Below are 14,792 nucleotides of genomic sequence, written 5' to 3' on the forward strand. Positions count from 1 at the left end.
TCGTACCGGTCATGATGGGACGACGCGACCTGATCCGGGCAGGCGGCCTCGGCCTGCTGCTGGCCTCGGCGGGAGGACTGATGGAGGCGTGCGGCAGCAACCCGAAGCCGACGACGGTGGACACTTCGTCGGAGGGCGGGATCCGGCTGGTGTCCGCGGACGTGCAGCGGGCGGCCGGCGACCCGGCGCTGCTCGCGCCGGCCGTGACCAGCCTGGAGGGCTTCGCCGCCGGTCTGTACGACGCGGTGCTCAAGGCGATCCGGGGCGCGGCCGCCGGGCCGGGCAACCTGGTGATCTCGCCGTACTCCGTCGCGATCGCGCTGTCGATGACGCTCGCCGGAGCGCGCGGGACGACCGCCACCCAGCTCGCGTCGGCGCTCGGGGCCGACACGCTCGGCGACCGCTGGCACGACAGCATGAACACCCTGACGGCGTACGTCGACGGGCTGGCCGGACCCGTGAAGCGGGCCGACGGGAGCAAGGCCACGATCGGACTCACCACCGCCGACGCGCTGTTCGGGCAGCAGGGCGAGGCGTGGCAGAAGGCGTTCCTGGAGGTCCTCGCGCGTGACTACGGCGCCGGCATGCGGACCGTCGACTACCGCTCGGACCCCGACAAGGTCGCGGACCTGATCAGCGCCTGGGTCGCCGACCGCACCGACCAGCGGATCACGCAGCTGATCCCGCACGGCGTCCTGACCCGCGACGACCGGCTGACGCTCGTCAACGCGGTGTCGCTGACCGTGCCGTGGGAGAAGCCGTTCGAGAGGAGCCTGACCCGCCCCGGCGACTTCCACCGCGCCGACGGCAGCACCGTGCGGTCGCCGATGATGACCCAGTCCGACGTCGAGGTGCACCTGGTCAGCGGCTCGGGGTGGCAGGCCGCGCGCATCCCGTACGCCGGCGGCGCCCTCGCGATGACCGTCGTGCTCCCCGTCGCCGACCGCTTCGACGAGGTCGAGGCGGCGCTGGCGTCCGGAGGGCTCACGGCGGCCCTCGCCGCTGGCCGCGACACGACCCTCGACCTGACCCTCCCGCGCTGGACCGCGCGCACCACGGTGTCGCTCGAGGCGGCGCTGCAGGGGCTCGGCGTGAAGCAGGCGTTCACCGACGCGGCGGACTTCTCCGGGATGACGACCCAGGAGCGCCTCCTCATCGACGCGGTCCTGCACCAGGGCTACATCAAGGTCGACGAGGACGGCACCGAGGCCGCCGCGGCGACCGCCGTGGTGATGGGGACGACGGCGGGCCGGCTCGACCCCGAGACCTTCGTCGCCGACCGCCCGTTCCTGTTCGTCCTGCACGACACCGCGCACGGGATCCCGCTGTTCCTCGGCCGGGTGACCGACCCGACCAGCTGAGGGCGCCGCCGCCTAGACTGACTCAACGTGTCGCTCGCCGGTCTCGCTGATCTCGTCCTCGCCGATCCGGCCCTCGCGGCGGCACTCGCCCAGACCGGCGTACGCACCGAGGACCTGACGGGTCCCACCCCGCTCCGACCGTTCCTCGTGGCGGGCCTCGCCCGCACCGGTCGGACCGTGCTCGCCGTCACCGCGACCACCCGCGAGGCCGAGCAGCTGACCGCCGAGCTGGGCGACCTGCTCGACCCGGCGACCGTCGCCTACTACCCGAGCTGGGAGACGCTCCCGCACGAGCGGCTGTCCCCGCGCTCGGACACGGTCGGTCGCCGGCTGGCCGTCCTGCGGCGGCTCCGGCACCCCGGGACCGACGCGGCCACCGGCCCGCTCAGCGTCGTGGTGGCTCCGGTCCGCTCGCTGCTCCAGCCGCAGGTCAAGGGCCTCGGCGACCTCGACCCCGTCGAGCTGACCACCGGCGCCACCGCCGAGATCGAGCAGGTCGTCGAGGGCCTGGTGGCCGCCGCCTACTCCCGGGTCGACCTGGTGGAGAAGCGCGGCGAGTTCGCGGTGCGCGGCGGCATCGTCGACGTCTTCCCGCCGACCGAGGACCACCCGGTGCGCGTGGAGTTCTGGGGCGACGAGGTCGAGGAGATCCGCTCGTTCGCGGTCGCCGACCAGCGCACCATCGACAAGCTCGACCGGCTCTGGGCGCCGCCCTGCCGCGAGCTGCTGCTGACACCGGAGGTGCGGGAACGGGCCGCCGCGCTCGGCCGCGAGCACCCGGAGCTCCTCGAGATCACCGACAAGCTCGCCCAGGGCATCGCGGTCGAGGGCATGGAGGCCCTCATCCCGGTGCTCGTCGACGAGCTCGAGCTGCTCGTCGACCTGCTGCCGTCCGACGCCCAGGTGCTGGTGCTCGACCCCGAGCGCGCCCGGGCCCGCGCCCACGACCTGGTCGCCACCTCCGAGGAGTTCCTGGGTGCGTCCTGGGCGGCCGCCGCCAGCGGTGGCCAGGCCCCGATCGACCTGCAGGCCGCGTCGTACCGCGAGCTCGGCGACGTCCGCACGCACGCCCTCGACCTCGGGGAGTCCTGGTGGACGCTGAGCCCCTTCGGGCTGGACGCGGACGCCGTCGTACCTGATGGTTTGGCCCCTGAATCGCCCGAAAAGGGGCCAAACGATCAGGTACGACGCCTCCAGGCCGCACCCACCTACCACGGCGACGTGGACAAGGCCCTCGCCGACATCGCGACCTGGCACGCGGACGGCTGGACCGTGGTCGTCATGCACCAGGGCCACGGCCCGGCGCAGCGCATGGTCGAGGCGCTGGGGGAGCGGGACCTCCCCGCCCGCCTGGTCGAGGACCTCCCGACCGGCGCCGACGTCAACCCGAAGGTCGTCACCGTCACCTGCGGCGGCCTCGCGCACGGACTGGTCGACGAGGGGCAGCGCCTCGTCATCGTCACCGGCGAGGACATCGTCGGCGCGAAGGCGTCGACGCGCGACAAGGGCGCCATGCCGACCCGGCGCAAGAAGCAGATCGACCCGCTGGAGCTGAAGGCCGGCGACTACGTCGTGCACGAGCAGCACGGCGTCGGCCGCTTCGTCGAGATGAAGCAGCGCGTCGTGCACGGCGCGACCCGCGACTACCTGGTGCTGGAGTACGGCGCCTCCAAGCGCGGCGCCCCGCCGGACCGGCTCTACGTGCCGGCCGACGCCCTCGACCAGGTGACGCGGTACGTCGGCGGCGAGCAGCCGTCCCTCGACCGGCTCGGCGGCGCCGACTGGACCAAGCGCAAGAACAAGGCGCGCAAGGCGGTCCGCGAGATCGCGGCCGAGCTGATCAAGCTGTACGCCGCCCGGCAGGCCACCCAGGGCCACGCGTTCGGCCACGACAGCCCGTGGCAGCGCGAGCTCGAGGACGCCTTCCCGTTCCACGAGACGCCCGACCAGCTGACGACCGTGGACGAAGTGAAACAGGACATGGAGCGGGTCGTGCCGATGGACCGGCTGATCTGCGGCGACGTCGGCTACGGCAAGACCGAGATCGCGGTGCGGGCCGCGTTCAAGGCGGTCCAGGACGGCAAGCAGGTCGCGGTGCTGGTGCCGACGACGCTGCTGGTGACCCAGCACCTCTCCACGTTCATGGAGCGGATGAGCGGCTTCCCGGTCGTCCTCAAGGGGCTCTCCAGGTTCCAGACCGACAAGGAGGCCAAGGAGATCATGGCCGGGATGGCCGACGGCACCGTCGACGTCGTCGTCGGCACCCACCGCCTGCTCGGCCCGGACGTGAAGTTCAAGGACCTCGGCCTGATCATCGTCGACGAGGAGCAGCGCTTCGGCGTGGAGCACAAGGAGCAGATGAAGCGGCTCCGCACCTCCGTCGACGTCCTCTCGATGTCCGCGACCCCGATCCCGCGGACCCTGGAGATGGCGATCACCGGCATCCGCGAGATGTCCACGATCACCACGCCGCCCGAGGAGCGCCACCCGGTCCTGACGTACGTCGGTGGCTACGAGGACCGCCAGGTCATCGCCGCGATCCGCCGCGAGCTGCTTCGCGACGGCCAGGTCTTCTACATCCACAACCGGGTGAACTCGATCGAGAAGGCCGCGGCCAAGCTGCGCGAGCTGGTGCCCGAGGCGCGAGTCGCCACCGCCCACGGCCAGATGGGGGAGAAGCAGCTCGAACAGGTGATGCTGGACTTCTGGGAGAAGCGCTTCGACGTCCTGGTCTGCACCACCCTCGTCGAGTCCGGCCTCGACGTCTCCAACGCCAACACGATGATCATCGAGCGGGCCGACACCCTCGGCCTCTCCCAGCTGCACCAGCTTCGTGGTCGCGTGGGCCGGTCCCGCGAGCGTGCCTACGCCTACTTCCTCTACCCGACCGAGAAGCCGCTCACCGAGACCGCGCACGAGCGGCTCGCGACGCTCGCCCAGCACTCCGACCTCGGCGGTGGCATGGCGATCGCCATGAAGGACCTCGAGATCCGGGGCGCCGGCAACCTGCTCGGCGGGGAGCAGTCCGGCCACATCGCCGATGTCGGCTTCGACCTCTACGTCCGCCTCGTCGGCGAGGCCGTGCGCGACTTCCGCAGCGACGGCGGCGCGCCGGAGGTCCTCGACGAGGTCCGCATCGAGCTGCCCGTCGAGGCCCACCTGCCGCACGACTACATCCCCAGCGAGCGGCTCCGCCTCGAGATGTACAAGCGGCTCGCGGAGGTCCGCTCCGACGAGGACGTCGACGCGATCGCCGAGGAGCTCCAGGACCGGTACGGCGAGCCGCCCGAGCCCGTCGTCGCCCTTCAGCTCGTCGCGCGCTTCCGGGCCCGCGCCCGCCAGGCCGGGCTCACCGAGATCACGACCGTGGGCAAGAACATCCGGTTCGCGCCTGTCGTGCTGCCCGAGAGCAGGGTGGTCCGGCTGCAGCGGCTCTACCCGAAGTCGATCGTCAAGAACCAGGTCGAGGCGATCCTGGTGCCACGCCCCGGCACGCCGGGACAGCTGGGCAAGCCGATCGAGGGCGTCGCACTGCTTGAATGGGCTCGGCTGGTCATCGATGCTGTGATCGACCCGCGCGAGTAGCAGAAGCCCTGAAGGAGTCAGCGTGCGTCGTACCCCTCTCCTCGTCGCCGTCCCGGCCGCCCTCCTGGCGCTCTCCGGGTGTGGCAGCAACGACGCACCGCACCCCGGCGTCGCGGCCCAGGTCGACGGCAGCAGCCTGTCGCTGAGCTCGCTCGACGACCTGGTCGACGCGGTCTGCATCGCGACCGCCAACGCGCCGCAGGGGCAGGCGACCACGCGCGGCATCGCGGCCGCCCAGGAGATCGGCGCGTGGGTCACCTCCCAGGCGTTCATCCAGTACGCCGCCCAGCACGACCTCCCCGGCGCCCGCACCACCCAGGACCTCTCCGGCGTCCCGGGCCTCGACCAGATGACGGCCGACCAGCGGGCCGCGCTGCAGGACCTGATCGACGACCAGGCCCAGGCCACCGCGATCAACAAGCTCGCCGGCGGGCTCAAGCTCGACCCGGCCGACTTCCACATCGTCATCAACCCGCGCTTCGACATGGGCGTCACCCGCGACGGCCTGGTCGCGACCGACCACCAGCTGTCGGTGCCGGTCAGCAGCGACGCGGTCGCGGGTCAGGCGCAGCAGCCGACCGCGGCCCAGCTCGCCGCCCTGCCCGAGAGCCAGCTGTGCGGCCGGCGCCCGGTGATCGGGTCCACGGCGCAGTGAGCGAGGGCGACGCGCTCGCCGAGTTCGTCGCCGTGATGCGCCGGCTCCGGGCCGAGTGCGCGTGGAAGCAGGAGCAGACCCACCGGTCGCTGGCCCGTTATCTGCTCGAGGAGACCCACGAGCTGCTGGAGGCCATTGAGGCGCTCGACCGCGGCGACGGTGCCGAGTCGTGGGACCACCTGCGCGAGGAGCTCGGCGACCTGCTCCTCCAGGTCGTCTTCCACGCCGTCATCGCCGAGGAGGCGGGGGTCTTCGACCTCGACGAGGTGGCGCGGGGGATCACCGAGAAGATGATCCGCCGCAACCCGCACGTCTTCGGAGCGGCGCCCGGCTCGACCGCCCTGTCGCCCGACGAGATCGACGCCCAGTGGCAGCGGATCAAGGCGACCGAGAAGGGCCGGGAGCGCCCGGAGGAGGGCATCCCGCCCACCCTCCCCGCGCTCCTGTACGCCGACAAGCTGCTCGGCCGGCTCGCCGACGCCGGCCGCCCGGCAGCGACCGACCCCGGCTCCGCCGACCTCGGCGAGCGCCTGCTCGCGCTGGTGGCCGAGGCCCGCGAGGCCGGGGTCGACCCGGAGCAGGCCCTGCGCGAGGCCGTCAGGTCCCGCCTGTAGGCCTCAGCACTCCACGACGTTGACGGCGAGGCCGCCGAGCGAGGTCTCCTTGTACTTGGTCGCCATGTCGGCCCCGGTGTCGCGCATGGTCCGGATGACCTGGTCGAGCGAGACGCGGTGGTCGCCGTCGCCGGCGAGCGCCATCCGCACCGCGTTCACGGCCTTGACCGCGGCCATGGCGTTGCGCTCGATGCAGGGGATCTGCACCAGCCCGCCCACCGGGTCGCAGGTCAGGCCGAGGTTGTGCTCCATGGCGATCTCGGCGGCGTTCTCGACCTGCCGCGGGGTGCCGCCGAGGACCTCGCACAGCCCGGCGGCGGCCATCGACGATGCCGAGCCGACCTCGCCCTGGCAGCCGACCTCGGCACCGGAGATCGAGGCGTTGCGCTGGTAGAGCGTGCCGATCGCACCGGCGGTCAGCAGGAAGCGGCGGACGTCGTCGGGGCCGGCGTCGGCCGCGATCCGCAGGTAGTGGTGCAGCACGGCCGGGATGATGCCGGCCGCGCCGTTGGTCGGCGCCGTGACGACCCGCCCGCCGCCGGCGTTCTCCTCGTTGACCGCGAGCGCGAACAGGTTGATCCAGTCGACCTCGGCCAGCGGGTCGTGCGCCGTCGTGCCGGTGAGCCGGCGGTGCAGCGCCGGCGCGCGCCGTTGCACCTGCAGCCCGCCGGGGAGGACGCCCTCGGTGCGGCAGCCCGCCTCGACGCAGCCCTGCATGACCTCCCACACCCGGTCGAGGTGGTCGAGGACCTCCGCCGCGGGGCGTGCGGCCGCCTCGTTGGCGAGCACCACCTCGCTGATCGCGAGGTCCTCCTTCGCGCACCACGCCAGCAGCGCGTCCGCCGAGTCGAAGGGGTACGGCGGCTCCGCGGCCGCCCGCGCGGCGGCCGGCTCCTCGCCCTCGGTGACGACGAAGCCGCCACCGACCGAGTACGACGTCACCTCGTGCAGCCGGGCACCCGTCACGTCGTACGCCGTGAACCGCATGCCGTTGGGGTGCCGCTCGAGCGCGCGCCGGTCGAGCACGAGGTGCTCCTCGGGGAGGAAGCGTACCCGGTGCCGGCCCAGCAGCCGCAGGCCGTCCACGACCCGGTCGAGCACGCCCGCCGCGAGCGCGGTGTCGACCGTCTCCGGCTCCTCGCCCTCGAGGCCGAGGAGCACGGCCCGGTCGCTGCCGTGGCCACGACCGGTGGCGGCGAGGGAGCCGTAGAGCTCCACGCGGACCGAGGTGGTGGCCTCCATCAGGCCGCGCTCCTCGAGCGCGAGGGCGAAGCTCCGTGCGGCCCGCATCGGGCCCACCGTGTGCGAGCTGGAGGGCCCGATGCCTATGCTGAACAGGTCGACGACGCTGACGGACACGGTCAGCCGAGCCCCAGCGTCGCCTGCGCGATGAGCGTCGCCAGGAGGAAGGACGCGGCGAAGGAGACGAGCCCGACCGGGACCACCCGCCACCCGATCCGGCGCAGCACCGCCGAGTCCTTGCCGAGGCCCAGGCCGGCGAGCACGAGGACGGGGGTGGTGAGGGTGAGGAAGTCGATCGGCGTCAGCACCTTGGTGATCGCGTCGGCGACCGGCGACCACGGGCTGCCCAGCAGCAGGCCGATCGTGCTGATGCCGATGATCGGGGAGATGTGGCACCGCTTGAGGGCGAGCGCGACGAGCACCACGGCGGTCATCAGCGCGAAGCCGGCGAGCATGGTGAGCGAGAACGAGTGGTGGAAGACGACATTCGCGGCGAGCATCGCGGCCAGGACCAGCGGGAAGGTCAGGGCCAGCGGCGGACGGTCGGCCGAGGCAGCGGTGGCGGCCGGGGCCTCCGTGGCCGGCGAGGCGACCGCGACCGGGGCCGGCGCCGTCACCGCACCGGTGCGGGTGAGGACGCGGTAGAAGCGCTCGGCGGCCGGCAGGGCGACGTACATGCCGACGTACACGCCCAGCACGGTGGTGATCAGGTTGGAGACCGCGGCGAGCGCGAGGATCTGGCTGGCCATGTCCGGGTGGGCCTGGGCGATCGACGCGGACGAAGCAGCCATCACCGAGCCCGAGCCGACGCCGGAGCCCATGGCGAGGGCGCGCGGGTCGAAGATGTGGTTGTTGGCGAAGAAGGACGCCAGGAGCGTCACGTAGAGCGCGCCGACGACGGTGCCGAAGACGTACATCGAGAGCACGCCGCGGTACTCGTCGGAGTCGGCGCCGTACTTGTCGGCCACGATGGCGAAGGAGCTCTCGCGGTCGATCGAGAAGCACGCGCCGACGGCGGGGCGGCCCATCTTGATGAGCACCGCGATGGGCAGGGAGAAGAGCACCGTGCCGAAGAGGTGGCCGAGCTCCTGCAGCAGCAGCGCGGGCCCGGCGTGCAGCAGCACCTTGACGTTGGCGCCGACCACGAAGCTGAGGCGGGCACCGAGCAGCAGCACCGCGATCTCGACCATGTACGTCGCGTAGTGCTGCAGCCGCGCCGGCATCGGACGGACCTTCTGGAAGCTGAACGCGCCGCCGAGGAGCAGGCCCCAGACCAGGGGGTAGAGGCCGACGGTGCCGATGCCCAGGTCCAGCTGGTGCGGACCGATCCACTGGGCGACGACGGTGAGCGCGAGCGTGATCAGGACGAGCGGCGCGGCCTGCGCGAGGCGCTGGCGACCTCCGGTCGCGTTCGTGGTGTCGAGGACGGTCATCACTGCTTCTCCTGGGCGGCGTAGGGCGGGCGGACGGCCTGCTCGGCGAGCAGGTCGGCGCGGGTGGTGGGGTCGGTGGCGACCGCGATGACGCTGGCGGCCATGGCGATCGCGCCGTCGACGACGGCCGCGTCACCGGCGGGCGTCACGACGTCGGCGGCGAAGCCGTGCGTGTGCGGGCTGTTCTCGCTGCCGACCACGCCGATCATCGGGTGGATCGAGGGCAGGTGCTGGGAGACGTTGCCCATGTCGGTGGACCCGCCGCTCAGCCCGGCGGTGTCGAGGAGCGAGCGACCCAGGCCGGCGATCGCCGCGGCGAAGGGCTCGCCGAGGCGCGGGTCCTGGACGAGCGGCGCGTACTCCGGCTCGGTCGGCTCGATGGTGAGGGTGCACCCGGTGGCGAGGGCGCCGGCCTCGAAGCAGGCGCGGACCTTCGCGTCGAGCGCGTGCTGGGCGTCGAGGTCGAACTCGCGCACCTCGAAGTCCACGACGACCCGCTCGGGGATGATGTTCGTGACCTTGCCGCCCTCGCGCACGAACGCCGCGACCCGCGCGGTGCCGGGCAGCTGCTGGCGGAGCAGGCCGATCGCGACCTGCGCGACGACGGCGGCGTCGGCCGCGTTGACGCCGAGCTGGGGTGCGGCCGCGGCGTGGGAGGGGCGGCCGACGTACGTCGCGGCGTACCGGGCCACGCCCTGGGTGGCGGTGAGCGTGGGGGAGACGTCGACGGGGCTGGGGTGGACCATCAGCGAGACGGTGAGGTCGTCGAACACACCGGCCTCGAGCAGGAGCACCTTGCCACCGCCGTGCTCCTCGGCGGGCGTCCCGATCACCACGACGGTGAGGCCGAGCTCGTCGGCGACCTCGGCGAGCGCGAGCCCGGCGCCGACGGCGGACGCGGCGATGATGTTGTGGCCGCAGGCGTGGCCGATCTCGGGGAGAGCGTCGTACTCCGCGCAGATGCCGACGACGAGGTCGCCGCTGCCGTACGTCGCCCGGAAGGCGGTCGCGAGGCCACCGACCCCGGGCGTGACCTGGAAGCCCGCCTCGGCGAGGACCGCCGTGACCGCGGCCGCTGCGCGGTGCTCCTCGAAGGCGAGCTCGGCGTACCCGTGCACCTCGTGGCTCAGGGCCACGAGCCGTCCGGCGGCGTCGCGCACGACACGCTCCGCGCGCTCGGCCGGGGCCGTGGTCGGGTGGGTGCTGACGGTGCTCATCGGGCTCCTCGAGATGTGATCGGGGTCATGTTCCGTCCCTACGATGCGAAGGGCTGGCGCCCGGTCCGGCGAAATTGCACGATTCCGTCATGGCTACGGATTCTGTGCAGGGATCGCTCAAGCTCAGCGAGCTCGACCACCAGGTCGTGCACGCCCTCCAGATCAACCCGCGCGCGACCTGGGCCCAGGTCGGCGGTCTCCTCGGGGTCGACGCCTCGACGGTGGCGCGCCGGTGGGCGCGCCTGGTCGAGCACGGAGCGGCCTGGGTCTCCTGCCAGCCGCTGCAGGGGCTGGACCCCTCGCTGGCGCTGATCGAGGTGATGACGAAGCCGGGGCGCACCCTGGACGTGGCCGACGACCTGGCCGGTGACCCGCAGGCCATGACGATCGACGTCGCGGCCGGCTCCCGCGACCTGGTCGTGACGGCGGCGTGCGCCGACGAGCAGGCGCTCGCCGACTACCTGCTCGAGCGGGTCGCGCAGGTGCCGGACGTGGTCGGGATCCGCAGCCACGTCGTGGTGAAGCCCTACACGGAGGCGAGCCGGTGGCGGCTGCGCGCCCTCACCTCGGCCGAGGAGCAGGCGGTGGTGGCGACGCTGCCGCAGGTGCCCGAGGAGGCCCGGGTCCGGGTGGCCGGAGCGCTCGACCAGCGGCTGGTGGCCGCGCTGTCGGTCGACGGGCGGCGGTCGCTCGGCGACCTCGCGGCGGAGGTGGGCGCGAGCGAGAGCACGGTACGCCGCCGGATGAACGCGCTCATCGGCTCCGGCGTGCTGCGGCTGCGCTGCGAGATGGCCCGCGGGCTCACCGAGTGGCGGGTGTCGGAGTGGTTCTTCCTGCGAGTGCCGGCCGACCGGATCGACGAGGCCGGCGGGGTCCTGGCGGCGGTCCCGGAGGTGCGCGCCGTGCTGTCCGCCGCCGGCCCGTTCAACCTGCTGGTCGCGGTGTGGCTGCGCAATGTCGCCGACGGGCAGCGGCTGGAGACCCAGCTGATGCGCCGGCTCCCGCACGTCGAGGTGGTCGACCGCAGCGTGGTTCTCCGTCCCCACAAGCTGGTCGGCCGACTCCTCGACGCACGGGGTTTCGCCGTGGGCGTCGTACCTCTCGACCTGGTGCCGTCGAGCTGAGCGCTAGGCCGGGACGGGTTCGGCCGGCTCCTTCGCCACCGCCCGTGGCTTGACCGCCGTCATCGCCTCGAGCCGCGGACCCAGGTAGGCCAGTCCGGCGGCCACCATGAGCGCGACGCCCTGGGCGACCTGCTGCCAGAAGGTGGGGACGCCGAGCAGGGTGAGGCCGTTCTGCAGGATCCCCAGGAAGGCGACGCCGAGGACCACGCCGAACAGCGAGCCGGAGCCGCCGCTCAGGGCCACGCCGCCGACCAGGACGGCGGTCAGGACGGCGAGCTCGAAGCCGAGGCCCGACGTACCGGACTGCACGGCGCCGAGGATCGAGGCCTTGATCGCGCCGGCCAGGCCGGCGGAGGCGCCGGTGAGCAGGAAGAGGGCGAACGGGACGGTGCGCACCCGCACCCCCGAGAGGTAAGCCGCCTCCCGTGACACGCCGATCGCGTACACGTGCCGTCCGACCGGGGTCGCCACCAGCACGAACGCCGCGACGAGCACGACGACCACCGCGAGGACGACCGGGGTCGGGACGCCGGCCGTGCTCGACCCGCCCAGCCAGGCGAAGCTGGGGCTGAACCCGGTGAGCGGCAGCGGCGCGAGCTGCTGCGCGAGGCCGCGGACGGCCGTGAGCGAGCCGAGCGTCACGATGAACGGGGAGAGCCCGAGGCCGCAGCAGAGCAGCCCGTTCACGGCGCCCACGGCCAGGCCGGCGACCACCGCGAACAGCACGCAGCCGAGCAGGCTGCCCTGGTGCGAGGACGCCCACCAGCCGGCGGCGACGGCTCCGAGCGCCCACGTCGACCCGACGGACAGGTCGAGGTAGCCGCTGATGACGAGCAGCGCCGACGGCACCGCGACGATCGCGAGCGTCGCGCTGTCCGAGGCGATGCCGAGCAGGTTCTGGTGGCCGAAGAAGCTGCCGGTGGAGAGCTGGAAGCCGACGGCCATCAGCAGCACGACGGGCAGCAGCGGGTAGCGCCCGAGCCGGCGGACGGATGGGGGAGTGCTCATCGCACGGCCTCCTCGGTGGTGGTGGTCAGGTGGTGGATGGACTCGAGGAGCGCGTCCTCGGTGATGGCGTCACCGACCAGCTCGGTGACGACCCGGCCCTCGCGCATGACCAGGCAGCGGTCGGCGAGGGCGACGATCTCCTCGGGGTCGGTGGACGCGAAGAGCACGGCGGTACGCCGCTCCGACGCGATCGTCCGGACCACGCGGTAGATCTCGTGGCGGGCCTGCACGTCGACGCCCTGGGTGGGCTCGTCGAGCATCAGCACGGTGGTCGGCAGCACGCCGTTGATCCACCGGCCGAGCAGGATCTTCTGCTGGTTGCCGCCGGAGAAGCTGCGGGCGGGCGCCGCCGGCGTCGCCGGGTGCACCTTCAGCTCGGCGCTCATCCGGTCGAACGCCGCGCGCTCGGCGGCGCGCCGGCGCAGCCCGAACCGGGAGAGCGTGCCCTGGGCGGGCAGCAGCGCGTTGTCGAGGGCCGACAGCGAGGCGAACAGCCCCTGGCCGGCCCGGTCGCCGGGCACCAGGGCGAGGCCCGCCCGGAGACCGGCGCGCGGGGTCGCCCGGCCGACCACGCGCCCGCCCACGACGACGCGTCCGCGTCGGCGGTGCCGGCCGTAGGTGAGCTCGAGCGTGCGGGTCCGGCCCGAGCCGATCAGGCCGAAGAGCCCGACGATCTCGCCCGGGCGGACCTCCAGGTCGATGGGTCCGACGCCCACCCCGGAGAGCCCCTCGAGCAGCAGCTGCGGCGGGTCGGCGTCGTGGACCGGCGCGCGCGGCGGGAGTGCGGCGGGCGGCTCGGCGATGGCCGCGATGATGTCGGCGCGGGTCTTCCCGGCCAGGCTCGTCGAGGAGTGCACCCGGCCGTCGCGCAGGACGGTCATCCGGTCGGCCAACCGCTCCACCTCGCCGAGCAGGTGCGTGACGTAGCAGATGGCCAGGCCCTGCTCCTTGAGCCGGAGCACGGTCGCCTCGAGGGTGGCGATCTCGTGCGCCGAGAGCGCGGCGGTCGGCTCGTCCAGGATCAGTACGACGGGGTCGCGGCTGAGCGCCTTCGCGATCTCGACCAGCTGGCGCTGGCCCATGGACAACGCGCCGACCCGGTCGTCGACGGTGCAGTGCGCGCCCAGCCGCTCCAGCAGCTCGGTGGCCCGCGCACGCTGCGCGCGCCGGTCGACCACCCCCACCCGGCCGACCTCCTGGCCGAGGAAGATGTTGTCGACGACCGAGAGCGAGTCCACCAGGCTGAGGTGCTGGAAGATGATCGCGATGCCCGCGGCGATCGACTGCCGCGGGGTGAGCCCGGCGTACGTCCTCTCGCCGACCTGGATCTCGCCACTGTCCGGGGTGAACGCCCCGCCCAGCGCCTTGATCAGCGTCGACTTGCCGGCGCCGTTGTGCCCGAGCAGGGCGTGGACCTCACCGGGTTCGATGGTCAGGTCCACGCCCCGCAGCGCGCGGACGCCGCCGAAGGACTTGTGGAGTGCAGTGACGCGCAGTGCCATGACGGTTCCAGGTCAGCTGTACTGCGCCATGATCGAGGTGAGCAGCGCGTCACCCTTCTTCACCAGCGCGATGGGGACGTTGATGCTCGCCTCGGCGTCGCTCTTGCCGGCGGCCACGGCACGCGGCACGTCGATGATCGCGTTGCCGAGGTCGCGCAGCTGCAGCGCGGCGGAGGCGCGGTAGATCGTGCCCTGGTTGATCAGCTGCAGCGAGCCGATGTCGCCGTCCTGGCCACCGACGTAGGTGTTCGGGTCGGTCTGCGAGCGACCGTTCTCGAGCAGCGCCTTGTAGCCGCCGTACGCCGCTCCGTCGGTGATCCCCAGGACGATGTTGACGTCGGGGTGCTGGGCGAGGATCGCCTTGGTCTTGGTCAGGCCGCTGTCGGGGTCGATGGCCTGCTCCTTGGCGACGACCTCGACGTTGGGCGCGGCCGCGGTGAACGCCTCGATCATGCCCTTGGTGCGCTCGATGCCGAGCTGGATGGTGTTGTCGACGAGGAAGGCGATCTTGCCCTTGCCACCGAGGGTCTGGTTGGCCCACTTGGCCGCGTCGGCGCCGAGCAGCTGGCCACCCTTCTCGAAGCTGAACTGGATCGAGGCGCTCTGGTGGGACAGCGTGCCGCCGTACGTCACCCAGATCAGGCCGTTGGACAGCGCCTGCGCCGCCTGGGTCTCGAGGGCCTCGAAGACCATCGGGAACGACACGATGGCCGGCACCTTCTGGGCGATGAGGCTGTTCAGGTTCGAGGCCTGGGCGTCGGGCTTGCCGGCGTCGTTGGTCTCGTTGAGGCTGATGCCGAGCTCGGCGGCCCGCGCCTTGGCGAACTTCGTGACGCCGGCGTACACGGGCAGGAAGGTGAACGGGTAGTCGAAGGCGATCTTCTTCAGGTCGTCGGCGGAGCCGACGACGCGCTTGCCGTTGCCGGTCTCCTGGCTGGGGGCGCTGCAGGCGGCGAGGAGGACGGCCGCGCCGGCGCCGCCGGTCCAGGCCAGGAAGTTGCGACGGGAGACGTCGCGGGTCTCGGTGGTGGTCATGGTGTTCTCCTGGTGG

General features: G+C 72.8%; 11 protein-coding genes. 5 read left to right on the plus strand and 6 right to left on the minus strand.

Annotation, left to right across the window (positions count from 1 at the left end; genetic code table 11):
* The first annotated feature begins 11 nt into the window (after positions 1–11).
* From ACYVAQ_RS17865 to ACYVAQ_RS17880, 4 genes are read left to right on the plus strand one after another with little or no spacing between them, the layout of a single operon-like run.
* The gene (locus tag ACYVAQ_RS17865) at positions 12–1,361 is read left to right on the plus strand and encodes a serpin family protein (RefSeq protein ID WP_460791793.1); all 1,350 of its coding nucleotides are present in this window, start codon (positions 12–14) and stop codon (positions 1,359–1,361) included.
* 27 nt (positions 1,362–1,388) lie between these two features.
* Complete coding sequence (gene mfd, locus ACYVAQ_RS17870) at positions 1,389–4,946, plus strand: transcription-repair coupling factor (protein ID WP_460791794.1); 3,558 nt, start codon at positions 1,389–1,391, stop codon at positions 4,944–4,946.
* A gap of 22 nt (positions 4,947–4,968) precedes the next feature.
* Entirely contained in the window at positions 4,969–5,601 is a 633-nt protein-coding gene (locus tag ACYVAQ_RS17875; protein WP_460791795.1) for a hypothetical protein, read from the plus strand.
* Positions 5,598–6,215, plus strand: coding sequence for a MazG nucleotide pyrophosphohydrolase domain-containing protein (locus ACYVAQ_RS17880; RefSeq protein WP_460791796.1), 618 nt, complete (start codon positions 5,598–5,600; stop codon positions 6,213–6,215). Before ACYVAQ_RS17875 ends, ACYVAQ_RS17880 begins: the two co-directional genes overlap by 4 nt.
* Positions 6,216–6,218: 3 nt before the next feature.
* Here ACYVAQ_RS17880 and ACYVAQ_RS17885 read toward each other — a convergent pair whose 3' ends face one another.
* From ACYVAQ_RS17885 to ACYVAQ_RS17895, 3 genes are read right to left on the minus strand one after another with little or no spacing between them, the layout of a single operon-like run.
* Entirely contained in the window at positions 6,219–7,580 is a 1,362-nt protein-coding gene (locus tag ACYVAQ_RS17885; RefSeq protein ID WP_460791867.1) for an L-serine ammonia-lyase, read from the minus strand.
* Positions 7,577–8,890, minus strand: coding sequence for a DUF3100 domain-containing protein (locus tag ACYVAQ_RS17890; protein WP_460791797.1), 1,314 nt, complete (start codon positions 8,888–8,890; stop codon positions 7,577–7,579). Before ACYVAQ_RS17890 ends, ACYVAQ_RS17885 begins: the two co-directional genes overlap by 4 nt.
* On the minus strand, positions 8,890–10,107 hold the full coding sequence (locus tag ACYVAQ_RS17895; protein WP_460791798.1) for an amidohydrolase: 1,218 nt from the start codon (positions 10,105–10,107) through the stop codon (positions 8,890–8,892). The genes ACYVAQ_RS17890 and ACYVAQ_RS17895 overlap by 1 nt, the downstream gene beginning before the upstream one ends.
* An 89-nt stretch (positions 10,108–10,196) precedes the next feature.
* Between ACYVAQ_RS17895 and ACYVAQ_RS17900 the strand changes: the two genes are divergently transcribed.
* Positions 10,197–11,231 carry an Lrp/AsnC family transcriptional regulator gene (locus ACYVAQ_RS17900; RefSeq protein ID WP_460791799.1) on the plus strand — a complete coding sequence of 345 codons (1,035 nt, stop codon included), beginning with the start codon at positions 10,197–10,199 and terminating at the stop codon, positions 11,229–11,231.
* Between the two features lie 3 nt (positions 11,232–11,234).
* On the opposite strand, the gene ACYVAQ_RS17905 is transcribed toward ACYVAQ_RS17900, so the two are convergent.
* From ACYVAQ_RS17905 to ACYVAQ_RS17915, 3 genes are read right to left on the minus strand one after another with little or no spacing between them, the layout of a single operon-like run.
* Positions 11,235–12,239, minus strand: coding sequence for an ABC transporter permease (locus ACYVAQ_RS17905; RefSeq protein WP_460791800.1), 1,005 nt, complete (start codon positions 12,237–12,239; stop codon positions 11,235–11,237).
* Positions 12,236–13,741, minus strand: coding sequence for a sugar ABC transporter ATP-binding protein (locus ACYVAQ_RS17910; RefSeq protein WP_460791801.1), 1,506 nt, complete (start codon positions 13,739–13,741; stop codon positions 12,236–12,238). Before ACYVAQ_RS17910 ends, ACYVAQ_RS17905 begins: the two co-directional genes overlap by 4 nt.
* Before the next feature lie 12 nt (positions 13,742–13,753).
* A complete protein-coding gene (locus tag ACYVAQ_RS17915) occupies positions 13,754–14,776 on the minus strand; it encodes a sugar ABC transporter substrate-binding protein (RefSeq protein ID WP_460791802.1) in 1,023 nt (340 codons plus the stop codon).
* Between the last annotated feature and the right edge of the window lie 16 nt (positions 14,777–14,792).

This window comes from Nocardioides maradonensis (assembly GCF_054777115.1).

Excerpts from the sequence above, each read along its gene's own strand:
- ACYVAQ_RS17900 (WP_460791799.1), top strand. The coding sequence starts at position 10,197 with ATGGCTACGGATTCTGTGCAGGGATCGCTCAAGCTCAGCGAGCTCGAC.
- ACYVAQ_RS17865 (WP_460791793.1), top strand. The coding sequence starts at position 12 with ATGATGGGACGACGCGACCTGATCCGGGCAGGCGGCCTCGGCCTGCTG.
- ACYVAQ_RS17905 (WP_460791800.1), bottom strand. The coding sequence starts at position 12,239 with ATGAGCACTCCCCCATCCGTCCGCCGGCTCGGGCGCTACCCGCTGCTG.
- ACYVAQ_RS17910 (WP_460791801.1), bottom strand. The coding sequence starts at position 13,741 with ATGGCACTGCGCGTCACTGCACTCCACAAGTCCTTCGGCGGCGTCCGC.
- ACYVAQ_RS17915 (WP_460791802.1), bottom strand. The coding sequence starts at position 14,776 with ATGACCACCACCGAGACCCGCGACGTCTCCCGTCGCAACTTCCTGGCC.
- ACYVAQ_RS17895 (WP_460791798.1), bottom strand. The coding sequence starts at position 10,107 with ATGAGCACCGTCAGCACCCACCCGACCACGGCCCCGGCCGAGCGCGCG.
- ACYVAQ_RS17890 (WP_460791797.1), bottom strand. The coding sequence starts at position 8,890 with ATGACCGTCCTCGACACCACGAACGCGACCGGAGGTCGCCAGCGCCTC.